The organism is Anaerosinus sp. (genome assembly GCF_965318445.1).
On sequence record NZ_CBDNNH010000016.1, the window covers coordinates 70,158 to 86,253 of the forward strand.

The window sequence follows — 16,096 nt, forward strand, 5'->3', positions numbered from 1 at the left end:
TTTTACAGAGGAGTATATATGGAAAGTTTAATTGATTTGTTGCTTGAATGGGGAATGCTAGGTTTAATTATTGTAACTTTTACTGAATCTTTTTGTTCACCGATTTTACCAGATGTAATTTTATTGCCTATGGCATTAGCAAATCCTAACATGGCGATTTATTATGGAACAGTAGCCACATTTGTATCTGTTTTAGGTGGTTTTATTGGGTATTGGATTGGACATAAATGGGGTATGCCTGTGGTACATAAAGTTATGCCAGCTAAATACGCATATAAAATTCAGGAGTTTTCAGAAAGTGATAACGTATCATGGACAATTTTTCTAGCAGCTATGTCGCCGATTCCTTATAAATGCGTAAGTATATCCGCAGGGGCTTTTAATGTAAAGTGGTCTGTTTTTATTGTTGCATCAATTTTTGGACGAGCAAAGAGATTCTTTTTAGAAGCTGTTATTATTTATTATTTTGGTGAACCCGCGGTTCGTTATTTTCAAAATAATACAAAAGAAGTTGCAATATATTCATTGCTTCTTGTCCTGGTTTTAGGCGGTGCGATTTACCTTTATAAACGTTATAAAAAAGCAAAAGTTCAGCCAGAATGATAAAAATTTTTGCCAAAGACTGATTGAAAATCAGGGTTTTTTATAAAAAATGCTACATAGTTGTGGCATTTTTTTATGTCATATAGTCAAAAAGTCAAAAAATATTTGACTTTTTGACTTTTAGAGATATAATAATAATCAAAGAAAATTAATGATATTTTTGTAAACGTTGGTAAACAATAAATAAGCAGATAAAATTTTAAGGAGGCTATAGTTATGGCACAAGAAAAATATACGCAAAGAGTAATGGCGGTTTTACAAGATGCACAACAAACTGCAGCATTACATTATAATCAAGAAATTACAACAAGTCATCTTTTGCTTGCATTAGCAAAGGAAAGCGAAGGTCTTCTGTCCACAATTTTTAATGAATGTAATGTAAATGTAGAGTTGTTAAAAGCGCGTATGGAGCAGTTAATTCAAAGAATTCCGTCTGTACGTGGTCAAGATAGTGGTATGCGGATGAGTACATCGATGTATCGTGTAATGGCTTTAGCAGAAAAGTTAGCAACAGAAATGAAAGATGATTATATCAGTACAGAACATTTATTATTAGCGGTTGTTGAAGATGGAGATAGTGATGTTGTAGCCGTATGTAGAGAATTTGGTTTAGTAAAAAATAAAATTCAATCAGCAATAAAAACGCATCGCAAGGATAATGTAACAAGTGATAACCCAGAGGAAGGATATAAAGCTCTTGAGAAATATGGGCGTGACTTAACAGAACAAGCAAGAAAAGGGAAACTTGACCCAGTAATTGGCCGTGATGATGAAATTCGTCGTACGATTGAAATTTTGTCAAGAAGAACAAAAAATAATCCGGTTCTGATCGGGGAACCCGGCGTTGGTAAAACAGCGATTGTTGAAGGACTAGCGCGAAGAATCGTTGCAGGTGATGTGCCGGAATCTTTAAAAAATAAAACGCTGTATTCTCTAGATCTTGGGTCAATGGTAGCAGGAGCTAAATTTCGTGGGGAATTTGAAGAACGTCTAAAAAGTGTATTAACAGAGATTGCAAAATCCGAAGGAAAAATTTTATTATTTATTGATGAAGTTCATACGGTTGTTGGTGCAGGTGCGGCAGAAGGTGCAATGGATGCAGGAAATATTTTAAAACCTATGATGGCGCGTGGAGAATTACGTTGTATTGGTGCAACTACGCTTAATGAATATAGAAAATATATTGAAAAGGATACGGCTCTTGAAAGAAGATTTCAGCCAGTAATGGTTGGACAGCCGTCAGTTGAAGATACAATTTCTATATTGCGTGGTTTAAAAGAACGTTATGAAGTACACCACGGGGTAAGGATTCGTGACACAGCTTTAGTATCAGCAGCAGTTTTATCTGATCGTTATATATCTGATCGTTTTCTACCAGATAAAGCGATAGATTTAGTAGATGAAGCAGCAGCAAAATTGAGAACTGAAATCGAATCTATGCCAAGTCAATTAGATGAAGTTTTGCGTAAAATTATGCAACTTGAAATAGAAGAACAAGCGCTAAAGAAAGAAACGGATGAAGCATCAAAAGAAAAGTTAGCGACAATTGCGGATACGAAAAAAGATTTGCAAGCGCAAGCTGATGAGTTAAAAGCAAAGTGGGAAAGTGAAAAACAAGCGATTTTACGTGTGCGTGGAATCAAAAAGGAAATCGATGCAGTAAAAAGTGAAATGGAAGCTGCTGAACGTGCGTATGATTTAAATCGTCTATCAGAATTAAAATATGGCAAATTATTAGCGCTAGAAAAACAGCTAAAGGAAGAAGAAGAAACTTTAGCCGAAAAAGAAAAAAGCAATCAATTACTTAAAGAAGAAGTTGGAGAAGAAGATATCGCACGTGTTGTCAGTCGTTGGACGGGGATTCCAGTAACGAAAATGTTAACTGGTGAACGCGAAAAGCTTTTGCATTTACAAGATATTTTGCATAAACGCGTCGTGGGGCAGGATGAAGCGGTGCGTGTAGTAAGTGAAGCGATTATTCGCGCGAGAGCAGGAATTAAAGATCCGAATCGTCCAATTGGTTCATTTATTTTCCTGGGCCCTACAGGTGTTGGGAAGACAGAACTTGCCAAAACACTTGCAGAGATTCTCTTCGATGATGAGCGCAATATGATTCGATTAGATATGAGTGAATACATGGAAAAACATTCTGTAGCGCGTTTAATAGGAGCACCTCCAGGGTACGTTGGATATGATGAAGGCGGACAATTAACAGAAGCTGTACGACGTCATCCATATAGTGTCGTATTGCTAGATGAAATTGAGAAGGCACATCATGATGTGTTTAATGTACTGTTACAAATTCTAGACGATGGACATTTAACAGATAGTAAAGGTAGAACAGTTAATTTTAAGAACACGGTAATTATTATGACTTCAAATTTAGGTTCATCTGAAATTTTGCAAAAAGACTTTATTGAAGCTGAAAAATCAGTAATGGAGATTTTAAAGGAATATTTCCGCCCAGAATTTTTAAATCGTTTAGATGATATTATAGTGTTTAAAGCACTTGCGTTAGAACAGGTAAAAGCAATTGCTGCTATTTTATTAGAAAACTTAAATAAACGGTTGGAAAAACAAGTGAAAATTCATTTGAGTTGGGATGAATCGGTTCTAGAGTTCCTTGCTGATCACGGTTATGATGCAGCATATGGTGCGCGTCCACTAAAACGATTATTAAGCCGAGAAGTTGAAACTGCATTAAGTAAAAAAATTATAGCAAATGAAATATCAGAAGGCGATAACGTAACAATACGAGTAGTTGGGGATAGTTTAGAATTTAAATGATTTAATAAAATAAATTTTATATGCTAAGAAAGTATGCACTGGGTGGCAAAAAGCCGCTTAAGTGCATATTTTATTTTATCTGATGAATAAACAAAAGTTAAACTGTCCTATTCTATAACTGATAGTTAAAAGTGCTTAAGTCTTTGGTTAAGTGAAATTGGATTCAAATGGAGAAGGACTCAAATTTTACTTTATTTGATATTGAAAAAATTGGCATATTGTTTTTATCAGAAAGAATAGAAATAAGAATATGGAATAATTACTTTTTAAATGTAATATTTATTTATCAAAAGCTGAAATTTGGAATTATTATTGCAATATTTTTTGAATAAAAAGAGAGTTTTTGTTAAAAGATAACAATCTATAGATTGTTTTTTGCGTAGAGGAGCTGAATGAGATGTGTGGTATAGCTGGGTGGATTGACTGGGAAAATCGTTTGGAGGATCCGGTAAACCAAAAAACTTTGACTGCGATGATTGATACGCTAAAGATGCGTGGTCCGGATGATAGTGGGCGTTATGTTTGTCCAAATATTGCTTTTGGGCATCGGCGCCTTAGTGTTGTTGATCCTGCAAATGGGGCACAACCAATGATTAAACGAAGAAATGGACACGATTTTGTGATTACTTATAATGGTGAGTTATATAACACCAGTGAATTGAGGGCAGAATTAGAGGGATATGGTTACCATTTTGAAACAAATTGTGATACAGAGGTATTATTAACCGCGTATATGGAATTTGGTACGAAATGCGTAGAGAAGTTGAATGGAATTTTCGCTTTTGGAATTTGGGATGCAGCGAAAGAAAGACTTTTTTTAGCGCGTGATCGTATAGGGGTTAAGCCTTTATTTTATGCAATTAGAGATTGTCAATTTATTTTTGGCTCAGAAGTTAAGACTTTGCTTGCAAATCCATTGATAAAGCCGGAAGTTAATATTGAAGGGTTGGCAGAAATTCTGATGGTTGGTCCAGCAAGAACACCAGGAAATGGCGTGTTTAAAAATGTTTTTGAATTAAAACCAGGGCATGCTTTTGTTTATACGGCAACTGGAAGTCGTAATTATCGCTATTGGGCATTAATGAGTCATGTGCATGAAGATAATTTTGAGACAACTGTTCAAAAAGTACGTGAATTACTTATCGATACGGCACAAAGACAGCTTGTTGCCGATGTTGATGTATGTACTTTTTTATCTGGGGGACTGGATTCTAGTGCATTAACTGCATTAGCCGCAATGGAATTTCAAAGGTCTGGTAAAGGCAAGTTAAATACGTACTCGGTAGATTACATCGACAACGATATTTATTTTAAAGCGAGCAGCTTTCAGCCAAATTCTGATGCACCATGGGTAGAAAAAATGGTGAAAGCATGTGATACATGTCATCATAGAATTTTAATTGACAATATTGAATTAGCGAAGAGTTTGCCAAAAGCAACGTTAGCCAGGGATTTCCCAGGTATGGCTGATGTTGATACCTCTTTATATTTGTTTTCTCGTGAGATTAAAAAGGGAGCCACAGTTGCATTATCTGGCGAATGTGCAGATGAGGTTTTTGGTGGATATCCATGGTTCTATCGTGAGGAAATGATAAATTCACATGCTTTCCCATGGTCACCTAAACCTGAAATGCGTTTAGATTGGTTAAATGACAATGTAAAATCACAAATGGATTTAGTTGAATATGTAAAAACTCGTTACGATGATGCAATTAGCGAAGTTCCGCGATTAAAAGGAGAAGATAAAGTTGCTGCACGTATGAGAGAAATTTTTTATTTGAGTTTAACAAGGTGGATGCCGACTTTACTTGATCGCAAAGATAGAATGAGTATGGCTTTTGGATTAGAAGTACGTGTACCATATTGCGACCATCGTTTAGTGGAATATGTTTGGAATATTCCATGGAAAATGAAAAATTATAAAAATCGCGAAAAAGGATTGCTGCGTCAAGCGTTGGCAGGAATTTTACCTGATGATGTTTTATGGCGTAAAAAAAGCCCTTATCCCAAAACTCATCATCCGGAGTATTTAAATATTGTTAGAAATTGGGCGCTGGATATTTTAAATGATGCAAATTCTCCGTTGACTGAATTAATGGATGTTAAAAAATTAAATGAAATTGCTAAACAAGATTTAGCAGCAAGTAATATTCCATGGTTTGGGCAATTAATGGGTGGTGCGCAATTATTTGCCTATTTGATTCAATTAGATACATGGTTAAAAGCTTATAAAATCAAAATTGTATAATAAACCATTTAAAGTGAAAATAATAAACGTATGCAAGTGATTTGCTGCGAAAAGCAAGACTAAAATTTAGATGGAGTTATAACTCCATCTAAGTTTTAGTTACATTTATCCAGAAGTTTAGCTGGTCCTAAATTCTATTTATAACAAAAAAATTTTAGGACGAGTTAGTTGTTGGATAAAAAATTTTTGCTTTATCAAGATTTAATTGATACAGATGATAATTGACAGAATTTTATTTAGTTGAAAAGGAGATGACGATGTTGGGGCAAAATAATTGGTTAAAGTATGTGTTGGTTGCTGTAGTATTGGTTGCAGTTGTCAGTGTTGGAGCAGCTTTATTTGGTATTGGTGGAGCGAATAAACAAGAAGAAGTGCATGAAGAAAAAGTTGACTTTGGAAATGAATTATTTGATTTTGAGGCACACCGAGGTGGTCGTGATGCTAGGCCCGAAAACACCTTATACGCTTATGCTTATGCAATGGAAATGGGTGCGACAACGATTGAATGTGATATGCAGTTAACAAAAGATGATCGTATTGTAATGAGTCATAATCCAATTCTCAATCATAATTTAACTAAAGATGAAAATGGAAAATATGTTGAAGACGGAAAATATGATATTCGCAATATGACATTAGCAGAAATACAAAAGTTTGATGTGGGTACAATGGACCCTAATAGTGGTGAATATTATGAAGGGCATGGCAGAACGCAAGTTAGCGTGCCTGGTGCAAGAATTCCTACATTAGATGAAGTTTTTGAGTTAATTAAAGAATACGGTGATGACAAAGTAATTATAAATGCTGAAACTAAGTCTTATCCTGATCCACTTTCAGGTGCTGCATATGAAAATAATGTTGATCCAATACGTTTTGTAAAAGTCTTTAATGAAGTTGTGAAAAAATACAATATGGAAGACAGAGTTTTACTACAGTCTTTTGATTGGAGAACTTTAATTGAAATGAAGAAAATCAATCCGAAAATTAAGCTTGTTGCCTTATGGCAGGAACAACCATCATGGGGCCCAGATGCATTATCCTTAAGAGCCTATGAAGAAGGTAAATCTCCCTGGCTTGGTGGACTAGATATTGATGATTATAAAGGTAATCCAATTTTAGCTGCTCATGCAATTGGGGTAAATGTAGTTTCTCCATATTTTATGGAATTTTCAAAACAGAATGTTGAGCAGGCGCATGAATTAGGGATGAAGGTAGTTCCTTGGACAGTAAATGATGTAAATGATATGAATATGATGATAAATATGGGCGTTGATGGGATTATTACCGATAAACCTTGGATTTTACGTAATGTACTTGAGAAACGGGGAATTGCGATGAGACAGCCTGTAATAAATGAAGGTAGTATATATCATACTGGAACAGAGCATATTGAAGTTGAAACAAAAAAATTAACGGGTGGAGCAGATGCAGCTGAATAAAATTTTATTTTTAGAGGATGTTATAGATAATTAATGATTTTATAAAGCAATATAGGTTAGGGTCATTGATTTAAATACAATTTTTAATAAAAAGAAGGTATATAATTTTTATTTTAATATTTGTATACCTTCTTTTTGTATATAAAATTGTGACAAAAGTTTTTGTAAATTTGCAAAATAAATAAATAATAAAATTGACTGAACGTTCTGGAAAAAATCCTACGAAAATCAGAAAAAATCCGACTGCTTTCTTATAAAAATTTTTATATGATTTTAAGAAAAGGGTTAGAACTTCTTAAAAGAATCTTAAACGGATGTATTAATTAATCAGTGCAAAAACAAATCATTGAAGTTTTCATTAAGAGAAAGGTTTGCGTATAATTTTAATATTAAAGATAAATGTTAAAGGGGATTTTTATGAAAAATGAAAAAAGATTAGCAAAAATTATTAGCAGTGCATTAATAGCGACATCTCTTTTGGTTGGATTTCATACTGAACAGGCCGTGGAGGCAAAATGTGTGATTGAAGGTTTTGACTTAGAGGCACATCGTGGTGGACGTGCACTTCGCCCAGAAAATACATTAGATGCATTTGCGAATGCATTGGAACTAGGTGTTACTACCTTAGAAATGGATACATATATTTCAAAAGACGGTGTAGTGTTTGTGTCTCATAACCCAAGTACATATTATTATTTGACGAAAAAAGATGGTAAATGGCTAAAGGAAAACGAGGAAAAAGATGTTCGCCTATTAACGATAGAGCAATTGAAAAAATATGATATTGGTGGAATTAATCCTGAGCATAAATATCATGATAATTTTTCAAAACAAATTTCTTTCAAAGATGCCAAATATCCAACTTTAGCTGAAGTTTTTGAGCTGGTAAAAGCATATGGCAATGATAAGGTAACTTTTAATATTGAAACGAAATCATTTCCTGATAAAAATGAAAAGGAATATGCTAATAACACTCCTCCTGATGTTTTTGTGAGAAAATTGCATGATGTTATCACTCAGTATGGAATGCAAGATCGAGTTGTATTACAATCTTTTGATTGGAGAACACTGATAGAGATGAAGCAATATGATAGTGATATTACACTTGCAGCTTTGATTTCTAAAAATCCGAAATTATTGGCGATGGATAAAGTAGCACCTTCCCCTTGGCTAGGTGGATTAGATGCGAAGGCTTTTGATGGAAACTTTGTAAAAGCTGCACATGCAATCGCCGCTGATATTATTTCACCTAATTATGCGCAGGTGACCAAAAAAACTGTAGAAGAAGCACATGCATTAGGAATGAAAATTTTGCCATGGACAGTAAATGATAGAGCGGAAATGGAAAGATTAATAGATTTGGGAGTTGATGGAATCATTAGTGATGATCCAGCGTTACTTCGAGAAGTTTGTATTGAAAATGGGATAGCAGTCCCTGAGCCAAGTAAAAGACCATTAAATAGTCAATATAATAATGATAATAGAAGAATAAATTAAAGTTATATAAGGCAGCCAATAAAAAACTTTTATTGGCTGCCTTATATTATCATAAATTTGTATCAGATTAGCAAAAAGGCTCATTCCATTTATAGTAAGAATAAATCTTACTATAAATGGAATGAAGTAAAAAAATAGATAATTATTTTTTGTTTTTAATACAAATGCAAATATTTCTAAAGAATTTTTTAAACACTTATTTTTCTTGGGTTTATTGACTAGTAGCTAGAAATATAAAGGGGTTGTTTAAAATTTGAAAATTTTTCTTATTATAAAAAAGCGTGGAAAATCAATATTATTGTAGTTTATATCGTAAAAAATATAATAAAATCTCGATAAAAAATGGGGGAATGAAACGATTAAATTGATATAAAAATCCTACAATAACTTCAGATTTTATCTGATTTTATTAATTGGGGAAAATAGTATACTTGAAAAGTGAAAAGGGTCATTTCATTTAGAGAAAAGGAGATGGAGTAAAATGAACAGTAAATTAATGAAACGTATGGTGATTGCAGGTGTTGCAACAGCCGTAATCGGATTTGGTGGCAGCTTGGTAGACCAACAACAAGCTTATGCAAAAGTAAACCTTGATGTATTCGACTTCCAACCACATCGTGGTGGCCGTGATGCTCGTCCGGAAAACACATTATATTCTTATGCATATGCAATGGAAATGGGTGCTACTTCGATTGAATGTGACATGCAATTTACTAAAGATGGCAAAATCGTAATGAGTCATAATCCAGTTTTAAATCATGATATCACGAGAGATAAAAATGGAAATTACGTTGAAAATGGCAAATATGTTATCAGCAAAATGACTGTGAATGAAATTAAAAAATTTGACGTTGGTGTAATGGATCCGAAAGGTGAATATTATGAAGGTCATGGAAAAACTCAAGTTGCTCAACCAGGTGCACAAATACCTACTTTGGAAGAATTATTCCAACTGATTAAAGAGTATGGTGATGACAAAGTTGTAGTTAATGCTGAAACTAAGTTGTGCATAGATCCAGAAGGTGGCGCTGCTTATACAGCTACAAAAGATGTTGATCCAGTTGCTTTTGTAACTGAATTTAACAGATTAGTTAAAAAATATGATATGGAAGATCGTGTAACTCTTCAAACATTTGATTGGAGAACTATTCCTATCATGAAACAAATTAATCCAAATATTACAACTGTAGCATTGTGGTGTGAACAGCCTTCATGGGGGCGTGATTCCGTATGCTTACGTGCATATGAAGAAGGTAAATCTCCATGGTTAGGTGGCTTGGATATTGATGATTATCAAGGTAATCCATATTTAGCAGCAAAAGCAATCGGTGCGGATGTTGTTTCACCTTACTATCCAGAAATTTCCCAAGATGATGTTGCTTTAGCACATTCTTTAGGTATGAAAGTTGTTCCTTGGACAGTAAATAGTAGAGAAGATATGGAAATGTTACTACATATGGGTGTTGATGGCATGATTTCTGATAAGCCTTGGTTATTAAGAACTGTTCTTGAAGAAAAAGGTGTTGAATTAAGAGATCCTGTAGTTAACTTAAAGAGCAAATATCATACAGGTACTAACTATAATCGTGTTCACACTACAAAACTTGCTGGCGGAATGGACGCTGCTTACTAATTAAACTGAATAATTCAGGAAAATAAATGTTTGAATTTATTTTCCTGAATTGGATACTCTACATTTGAACAAATATTAAGGAGGCTTGTAAAAAATGTTTCAAGCTTTTATGAACTTTTTTAAAACGGGTGAGGATAAACCGTTGATTAGTAATGACCCAAATGTTATTGCTAAGACTTTTAACAAAGCCCGTTGGTCAGTCTTTATTTCAATTACATTAGGTTATGCTTTTTACTACGTAACACGCTTAAACTTTTCAGTTGTAAAAAAACCTTTATTGAATTCAGGGGTTATTGATGCACAACAATTAGGTATGATGGGATCGGCATTCTTTATCACTTATGCTATTGGTAAATTTGCAAATAGCTTCTTATGTGATCGATTGAATGTTAAAAAATTCATGGCTGCAGGTCTTTTCTTATCCGGTCTATGTACAACTTTCATGGGATTAACCAGCTCATTTACGTTCTTATTGATACTATATGGTTTAAATGGTTGGTTCCAATCTTTTGGTGCTGGTCCTTCTATTATTGCATTAAACCAATGGTTCTCTAATAAGGAACGTGGTACCTTCTATGGTATTTGGTTTATGAGTCATAATATTGGTGCTGCTGTTACTTATATGGTTACTGCTGTATTGGTTACAAAATACAGTTGGCAAGCAGGTTTCCTTGCTCCTGGTATCATTGTTATGGTTGCTTCTGTGTTCTTATATATGTTCTTATATGATAGACCGGAAACATATGGTTTACCTAACGTTGCGGATTTTAAAGGTGAAGAAGTTACTGGTGCAGTGAAAGATAAAACTGTTAGTGAATTACAAATGATGGTTGTAAAAAGTCCAGCAGTTTGGATTCTTGGCTTATCTAGTGCTTGTTGCTATATCACTCGTTATGCAATTGAGTCTTGGGGGATTGTATATTTAACTGAAGCAAAAGGATATTCAATGCTTGGTGCTTCTGGTTTGTTATCTACAATGCAAATGGCTGGTGTTGTTGGTACAATTCTTGGTGGATTTATTTCTGATAAAGTGTTTAATTCAAGACGTAATGTTCCAGCTTTAATTTTTGGTATTCTTTATGCTGCTTCTACAGCTGCTTTCTTATGGGCTCCTCAATCTGATACAATTGATTTTATCAGCATGGTTTGTTACGGTTTCTCCATGGGTATCTTAGTATGCTTCCTTGGTGGTTTAATGGCTGTTGATATTGCACCTCGTAAAGCTACTGGTGCTGCAATGGGTATGATTGGTTTATTCAGTTATATGGGTGCTGCTCTTCAAGAAAATGTGACTGGTTACTTCATCAATGCACATAAAACAGTTGTTGATGGTAAAACAATTTACGATTTTACTGCAGCAGGTGAATTCTGGGTTGGTGCAGCAGTTGTATCTTGTTTACTAGCATTGCTAGTATGGAATGCAAAACCCAAAAATTAATCTTGGGTTAGTGCGCTGAATATAGCAAAAACCGCAATTTATATTAATTGCGGTTTTTCTTTTTTGTTACAAAATAAAATTGAATATAGAAATTTAAGAGAAAAGAGAAATTTTTTATGACAGGAGATTATAAAATGACAGACTTATCAAAAATTAAGTGTTTTTTATTAGATATGGATGGGACGGTGACAATTGGTAATGAACTTTTACCAGGAGCAGCCGAATTTCTGAAATATCTAAAAGAAAGTGGTCGTGACTATCTGTTTATGACGAATAATTCTTCTAAAAATAGTGATGATTACGTTCAAAAAATGCGAGGCTTGGGTATAGCATGTAATCCAATTGACGTAATGACATCAGGAGAGGCTACTGTTAACTATTTATATAGCTTAAAGCCAAAAGCTAGGGTTTACTTAATGGGAACACCAGAATTGGAAAAACAATTTTTGGACTACAAATTTATTCTTACAGATAAGAATCCAGATTTTGTTGTTTTAGGCTTTGATAAGACATTAACTTACGAAAAACTTGTTATAGGCTGTGATTTAATTCGTGCAGGAGTACCTTACATAGCAACGCATCCTGATTTTAATTGTCCAATGCCGAATGATGCGTATATTCCTGATTGTGGAGCGATGATGGAGTTAATTAAAGCTTCCACAGGAAAAACGCCAAAAGTCATTGGAAAACCTAATCGTGAAATTGTAGAAAGTGTATTCAGAAAAAGATGTCAGTATAAACCGGAAGAATTTGCAATGGTTGGGGATAGATTATATACTGATGTCAAGACTGGTATAAATGCAGGGATTACTTCTATTCTTGTTTTATCTGGTGAAGCTACAATGAAAGATGTTAATGAGTCAGATGTAAAGCCAACTTATATTTTTAAAGGTGTAGGGGAAATCTACGAATATTTAAAAGAAAAAGATGGGATAGACGTAAGTTGTGTAGTTAATTCATAATCTTTTATTTATTTACTTATGTAATTCTTTAATAAAGGTCGTTATAGAATATCCTCCCAGAATAAAGGGTGTAATGATGTTCTATCTGTAGATTATACATAAAAAACAGTATCATAATTTATGATACTGTTTTTTTATTATTTATTCCTCAATCTAAAGTTGGCATATCATTATCATCAGCTGTCAGAATACCATGCTCTAATGCATACTGAACAAGCTCACTTTTTTTTGTCAATCCAAGCTTGACAAAAATTCTAGTCTTATAGGTATCTATAGTTTTTAAGCTTAGAGAAAGCATTTTGCCGATTTCAGATAGCGAATAACCGCGAACAAAAAGCTTTAATACTTCAATTTCTCGTTTGCTAAGAAGAACGTAAGGGTCTTTTTCTTTTGTTTCTTCTGACGTATTATTTAGTAGAGAATTTACCATCAGAAGTGCATGCTGGTTGTTTAAATAAATTTTACCCGCTGCAACAGTTTTAACGGCCGTAAGCAATTCTGTATCGAAAGCGCTTTTTTCAAGATATCCAGAAGCTCCAGCTTCCATAGCAGTTTTGATATATTGTTCCTCACTATGCATTGTTAAAACCAATATATTAATTGGGTTATTATGCTCTTTTAATTCTTTAATCACATCAAGGCCATGAACACCTGGCATAGATAAATCTAGAATGAGGACGTCTGCTGGAATTTTTTCTGTAAGTTCTAAAACTTCATTACCGTTACTTGCTTCGCCGACAACTTCGACGGATTCTTCATTGCTTAATAATAATTTTAATCCAGTGCGGAGAATCGCGTGATCGTCAGCAAGAATAATTTTTGTCTTTTTCATAATATCACTACTCCAATTTTAATGGGATTCTAATTGTTATCGTTGTTCCAATGCCAATTTTAGATTTAAGATTAAATTCACCCTCTAGTAATTCAATGCGCTCTTTCATACCATAAACACCTAAGTGATTATTTTTTTGTGCTTTTTCTAATGTTGCCTTACTAAAACCACGTCCGTTATCACGGACGATAAGTTGAACGTTATTTTGATTTTTACTTAAAATAATATCAATATTTGTTGCTTTAGCGTGTCGGATGATATTATTCGTTGATTCTTGTAGAATACGATATAATGCGGAAGTAATCTTATCAGGAAATTCAAAATCATCTTTCGGTAAACTTACGTTAAAGTAAATGTTATTGTGTGCAACGGTGAGTCCATGAATATATTTTTCCATTGCAGAAATAAGGCCTAAATCGTCAATTGCTGGTGGACGTAAATCTACAGCAAGCTGCTTTAATTCGTTTAATACGTTAACAATAACGTCACGTGCTGCTAAAATTAAGGATTGCTGGGAGGCATCGGATGTTTTTGCTAACAAAATTCGCAAGTAAGCGAGGATTGATGTAATAGATTGTCCAGCGCCATCATGCAGCTCACGAGAGATTCTTTTTCTTTCGTCTTCTTGCGCAGTAAATATTTTGTTAAGGAGTACGGTACGGTTCATTTCTTTTAAGCGTAAAGCTTCTAACAATTTATTATTTTCTTTTTCTTTTTGATCAAGACTTAATGCCATTTCATTAAATGTTTTTGCTAAATTACCAACTTCGTCATTTGTATCATAATCTGTTTGAACAGCATAGTTATTATTTTTAATTTCTTCGGCTGCTTTAGCTAAATCAATAATAGGTTTTATGATAATAGAAGTTAACCAGCCCGTTAGGATAACGGCGGTGAAGGCTAGAGCAAAAATTGTTAAAGAAAATTCTGTTAAGGTTACGGCTAATAAATTATACATGATCTTATTAGACATTCCAACACGAATCGAGCCGACGTTACCGTTTTCTAATGGAACGATAACTTCATAAATCGTTCCTTCTGAACTATTATATTTGGTAACTTGCCTTTTTATAATATTATCAGTTGAAATATGAGCAGGCAACCCTTTAGGTAAACCTTGTTCAAATGTACTACCGATAATTTTACCCGAATAGTCGACAACTAAAATATATCGGACATCCTCATTATTATCTTTAACCTTTTTTATTAGATCAAAGATAGCATAAGCATTTTCTTGTAAAATATCATTTGTCCCAGAAGCTGCAATATAATTTGCAATTTCATAACCCCGCAGTTCGACTTGGCGCTCCATAATATCGCTAGTAATTCCATGCATTAAAATCACCATAATTGTGCTAAGTGTAAGGAGTGTTCCAAGAATGAGAGTATTTATTTTTGTTGATAATTTTTGTTCTCTTAACCAATTCATTATATGCCACCAATTTGATCATAAATTTTTTGCAACGGTTTGTATAGCTCAACGTTTGGAAGAATGAAATTATCAATAAGTAAATTATCTAAAGAATTTCGCATGTCTTCATGTTTGTGCATTGTTAAAAAGATATGTTGGATTGCATCTTTTTGTTCCTTATTTAATTTAGATCGAACAACTACAGGCCCAGTTGGATAAGGTCCGATTATACTAATAATACGAATGTTTTTTGCGAGTTCAGGCTGGATTTTCTGGCTGTAATCAAAAATCATGCTGTCAATACTTGCTGCATCAACAACTTTATTAGCGACAGCCCAAATTGATTTATCGTGGCTGTAGGTATAAAGATAACGGCTAAAATATTGTTCCGGCCGAATATTTCTTTTATTTAAAAGATCAACGATTGCAATATGACCAGAGAAGCTCAAAGGATCAGTGAATGCAAAGCTTTTTCCTTGTAAATCGGCTTCAGTGAAAATATCACTATCTTTATGAACAATGATTTGGGCATGGTAAGATGAAGTTTGCCTGTGATTCACCATTGCGATGATCTCAATATCGGTGAGTCCTCGATATGCAGAATAAGCTCCCGTGGACATGAAGGCAATATCAGCATCTCCATTAGACATAATCATATTTACTTCTTCATAAGTTTTTCTTTGAATTAGAACTGTGGGACGATTTAATTGTTTGGATATGTGATTTGCAACATTTCGGTAATATTCTATTGTAGCATGGGGTGAAATAACGGTTGCAACAGCGATTCTTAACGGACGGCTAGATTCATCATTATACGTATTTGTTGGAGGGGTAGATTGCGTTTTATCAAAATCAATATATGGTGTATTGCTTGGCATGCAGCCAAATAAATTAAAAGTAAGAAGTAAAAAAAGTAAAATTGAAAACTTGTGCAAATAATAAAACCTCCCCAAAAAATAAATAACAAAAGATAAAACATATAAATTTTCCTTTATATGTTTATTTGCAAAATATTTTTGTCATAACTGTATCATTTCGCTATATTTATAGTTAAACCCTTTATTTTATGAAATATTCTTTTTGAGGCTTGCGAAGAAAGAGTCAATGTGATATCATACTTGTAAAGTTGTAAATATAGAAATGCAGTGCAAAGGAATAGTAGTATTTCAGAAGCTTTCAGAGAGTTGTTGGTTGGTGAAAAACAACAGCGATGGAAATATGAACTCGCCTTGAAGGCAGCATGCTG

The 16,096-nt window shown here is 33.8% G+C and carries 11 protein-coding genes and 1 other annotated feature (1 of these 12 running past the window's edge); of the genes, 8 read left to right on the forward strand and 3 right to left on the reverse strand.

Annotation, left to right across the window (positions count from 1 at the left end; translation table 11 throughout):
* Positions 1-18 precede the first annotated feature (18 nt).
* From ACWZFG_RS07340 to ACWZFG_RS07375, 8 genes are all read left to right on the forward strand, one after another.
* Entirely contained in the window at positions 19-603 is a 585-nt protein-coding gene (locus ACWZFG_RS07340) for a YqaA family protein (protein ID WP_177504869.1), read from the forward strand.
* A gap of 216 nt (positions 604-819) precedes the next feature.
* Positions 820-3,390: an ATP-dependent chaperone ClpB gene (gene clpB / locus ACWZFG_RS07345; RefSeq protein WP_177504870.1), complete on the forward strand. Its 2,571-nt coding sequence runs from the start codon at positions 820-822 to the stop codon at positions 3,388-3,390.
* A 397-nt stretch (positions 3,391-3,787) separates the two neighbouring features.
* The gene (gene asnB / locus ACWZFG_RS07350) at positions 3,788-5,638 is read left to right on the forward strand and encodes an asparagine synthase (glutamine-hydrolyzing) (RefSeq protein WP_177504871.1); all 1,851 of its coding nucleotides are present in this window, start codon (positions 3,788-3,790) and stop codon (positions 5,636-5,638) included.
* Between the two features lie 257 nt (positions 5,639-5,895).
* Positions 5,896-7,077, forward strand: coding sequence for a glycerophosphodiester phosphodiesterase (locus tag ACWZFG_RS07355; protein ID WP_177504872.1), 1,182 nt, complete (start codon positions 5,896-5,898; stop codon positions 7,075-7,077).
* Positions 7,078-7,494: 417 nt separating this feature from the next.
* Positions 7,495-8,574: a glycerophosphodiester phosphodiesterase family protein gene (locus ACWZFG_RS07360; RefSeq protein WP_177504873.1), complete on the forward strand. Its 1,080-nt coding sequence runs from the start codon at positions 7,495-7,497 to the stop codon at positions 8,572-8,574.
* A gap of 481 nt (positions 8,575-9,055) precedes the next feature.
* Positions 9,056-10,207, forward strand: coding sequence for a glycerophosphodiester phosphodiesterase family protein (locus tag ACWZFG_RS07365; RefSeq protein ID WP_177504874.1), 1,152 nt, complete (start codon positions 9,056-9,058; stop codon positions 10,205-10,207).
* A gap of 94 nt (positions 10,208-10,301) precedes the next feature.
* On the forward strand, positions 10,302-11,645 hold the full coding sequence (locus tag ACWZFG_RS07370; RefSeq protein WP_177504875.1) for an MFS transporter: 1,344 nt from the start codon (positions 10,302-10,304) through the stop codon (positions 11,643-11,645).
* A 134-nt stretch (positions 11,646-11,779) separates the two neighbouring features.
* Positions 11,780-12,607, forward strand: a complete 828-nt coding sequence (locus tag ACWZFG_RS07375; protein WP_177504876.1) for an HAD-IIA family hydrolase — start codon at positions 11,780-11,782, stop codon at positions 12,605-12,607.
* Positions 12,608-12,755: 148 nt separating this feature from the next.
* Here the strand turns inward: ACWZFG_RS07375 and ACWZFG_RS07380 are convergent, their stop codons facing one another.
* The 3 genes from ACWZFG_RS07380 to ACWZFG_RS07390 are packed head-to-tail and all read right to left on the reverse strand — an operon-like array spanning position 12,756 to position 15,785.
* A complete protein-coding gene (locus ACWZFG_RS07380; RefSeq protein WP_147669779.1) occupies positions 12,756-13,442 on the reverse strand; it encodes a response regulator transcription factor in 687 nt (228 codons plus the stop codon).
* A gap of 4 nt (positions 13,443-13,446) precedes the next feature.
* Entirely contained in the window at positions 13,447-14,868 is a 1,422-nt protein-coding gene (locus ACWZFG_RS07385; RefSeq protein WP_177504877.1) for an ATP-binding protein, read from the reverse strand.
* Positions 14,868-15,785, reverse strand: coding sequence for a substrate-binding domain-containing protein (locus ACWZFG_RS07390; protein WP_418627384.1), 918 nt, complete (start codon positions 15,783-15,785; stop codon positions 14,868-14,870). Before ACWZFG_RS07390 ends, ACWZFG_RS07385 begins: the two co-directional genes overlap by 1 nt.
* Positions 15,786-15,986: 201 nt before the next feature.
* Positions 15,987-16,096: a binding site (T-box leader), on the forward strand; it runs 150 nt beyond the window's last position.

Excerpts from the sequence above, each read along its gene's own strand:
- ACWZFG_RS07340 (WP_177504869.1), top strand. The coding sequence starts at position 19 with ATGGAAAGTTTAATTGATTTGTTGCTTGAATGGGGAATGCTAGGTTTA.
- clpB (WP_177504870.1), top strand. The coding sequence starts at position 820 with ATGGCACAAGAAAAATATACGCAAAGAGTAATGGCGGTTTTACAAGAT.
- asnB (WP_177504871.1), top strand. The coding sequence starts at position 3,788 with ATGTGTGGTATAGCTGGGTGGATTGACTGGGAAAATCGTTTGGAGGAT.
- ACWZFG_RS07355 (WP_177504872.1), top strand. The coding sequence starts at position 5,896 with ATGTTGGGGCAAAATAATTGGTTAAAGTATGTGTTGGTTGCTGTAGTA.
- ACWZFG_RS07360 (WP_177504873.1), top strand. The coding sequence starts at position 7,495 with ATGAAAAATGAAAAAAGATTAGCAAAAATTATTAGCAGTGCATTAATA.
- ACWZFG_RS07365 (WP_177504874.1), top strand. The coding sequence starts at position 9,056 with ATGAACAGTAAATTAATGAAACGTATGGTGATTGCAGGTGTTGCAACA.
- ACWZFG_RS07370 (WP_177504875.1), top strand. The coding sequence starts at position 10,302 with ATGTTTCAAGCTTTTATGAACTTTTTTAAAACGGGTGAGGATAAACCG.
- ACWZFG_RS07375 (WP_177504876.1), top strand. The coding sequence starts at position 11,780 with ATGACAGACTTATCAAAAATTAAGTGTTTTTTATTAGATATGGATGGG.
- ACWZFG_RS07385 (WP_177504877.1), bottom strand. The coding sequence starts at position 14,868 with ATGAATTGGTTAAGAGAACAAAAATTATCAACAAAAATAAATACTCTC.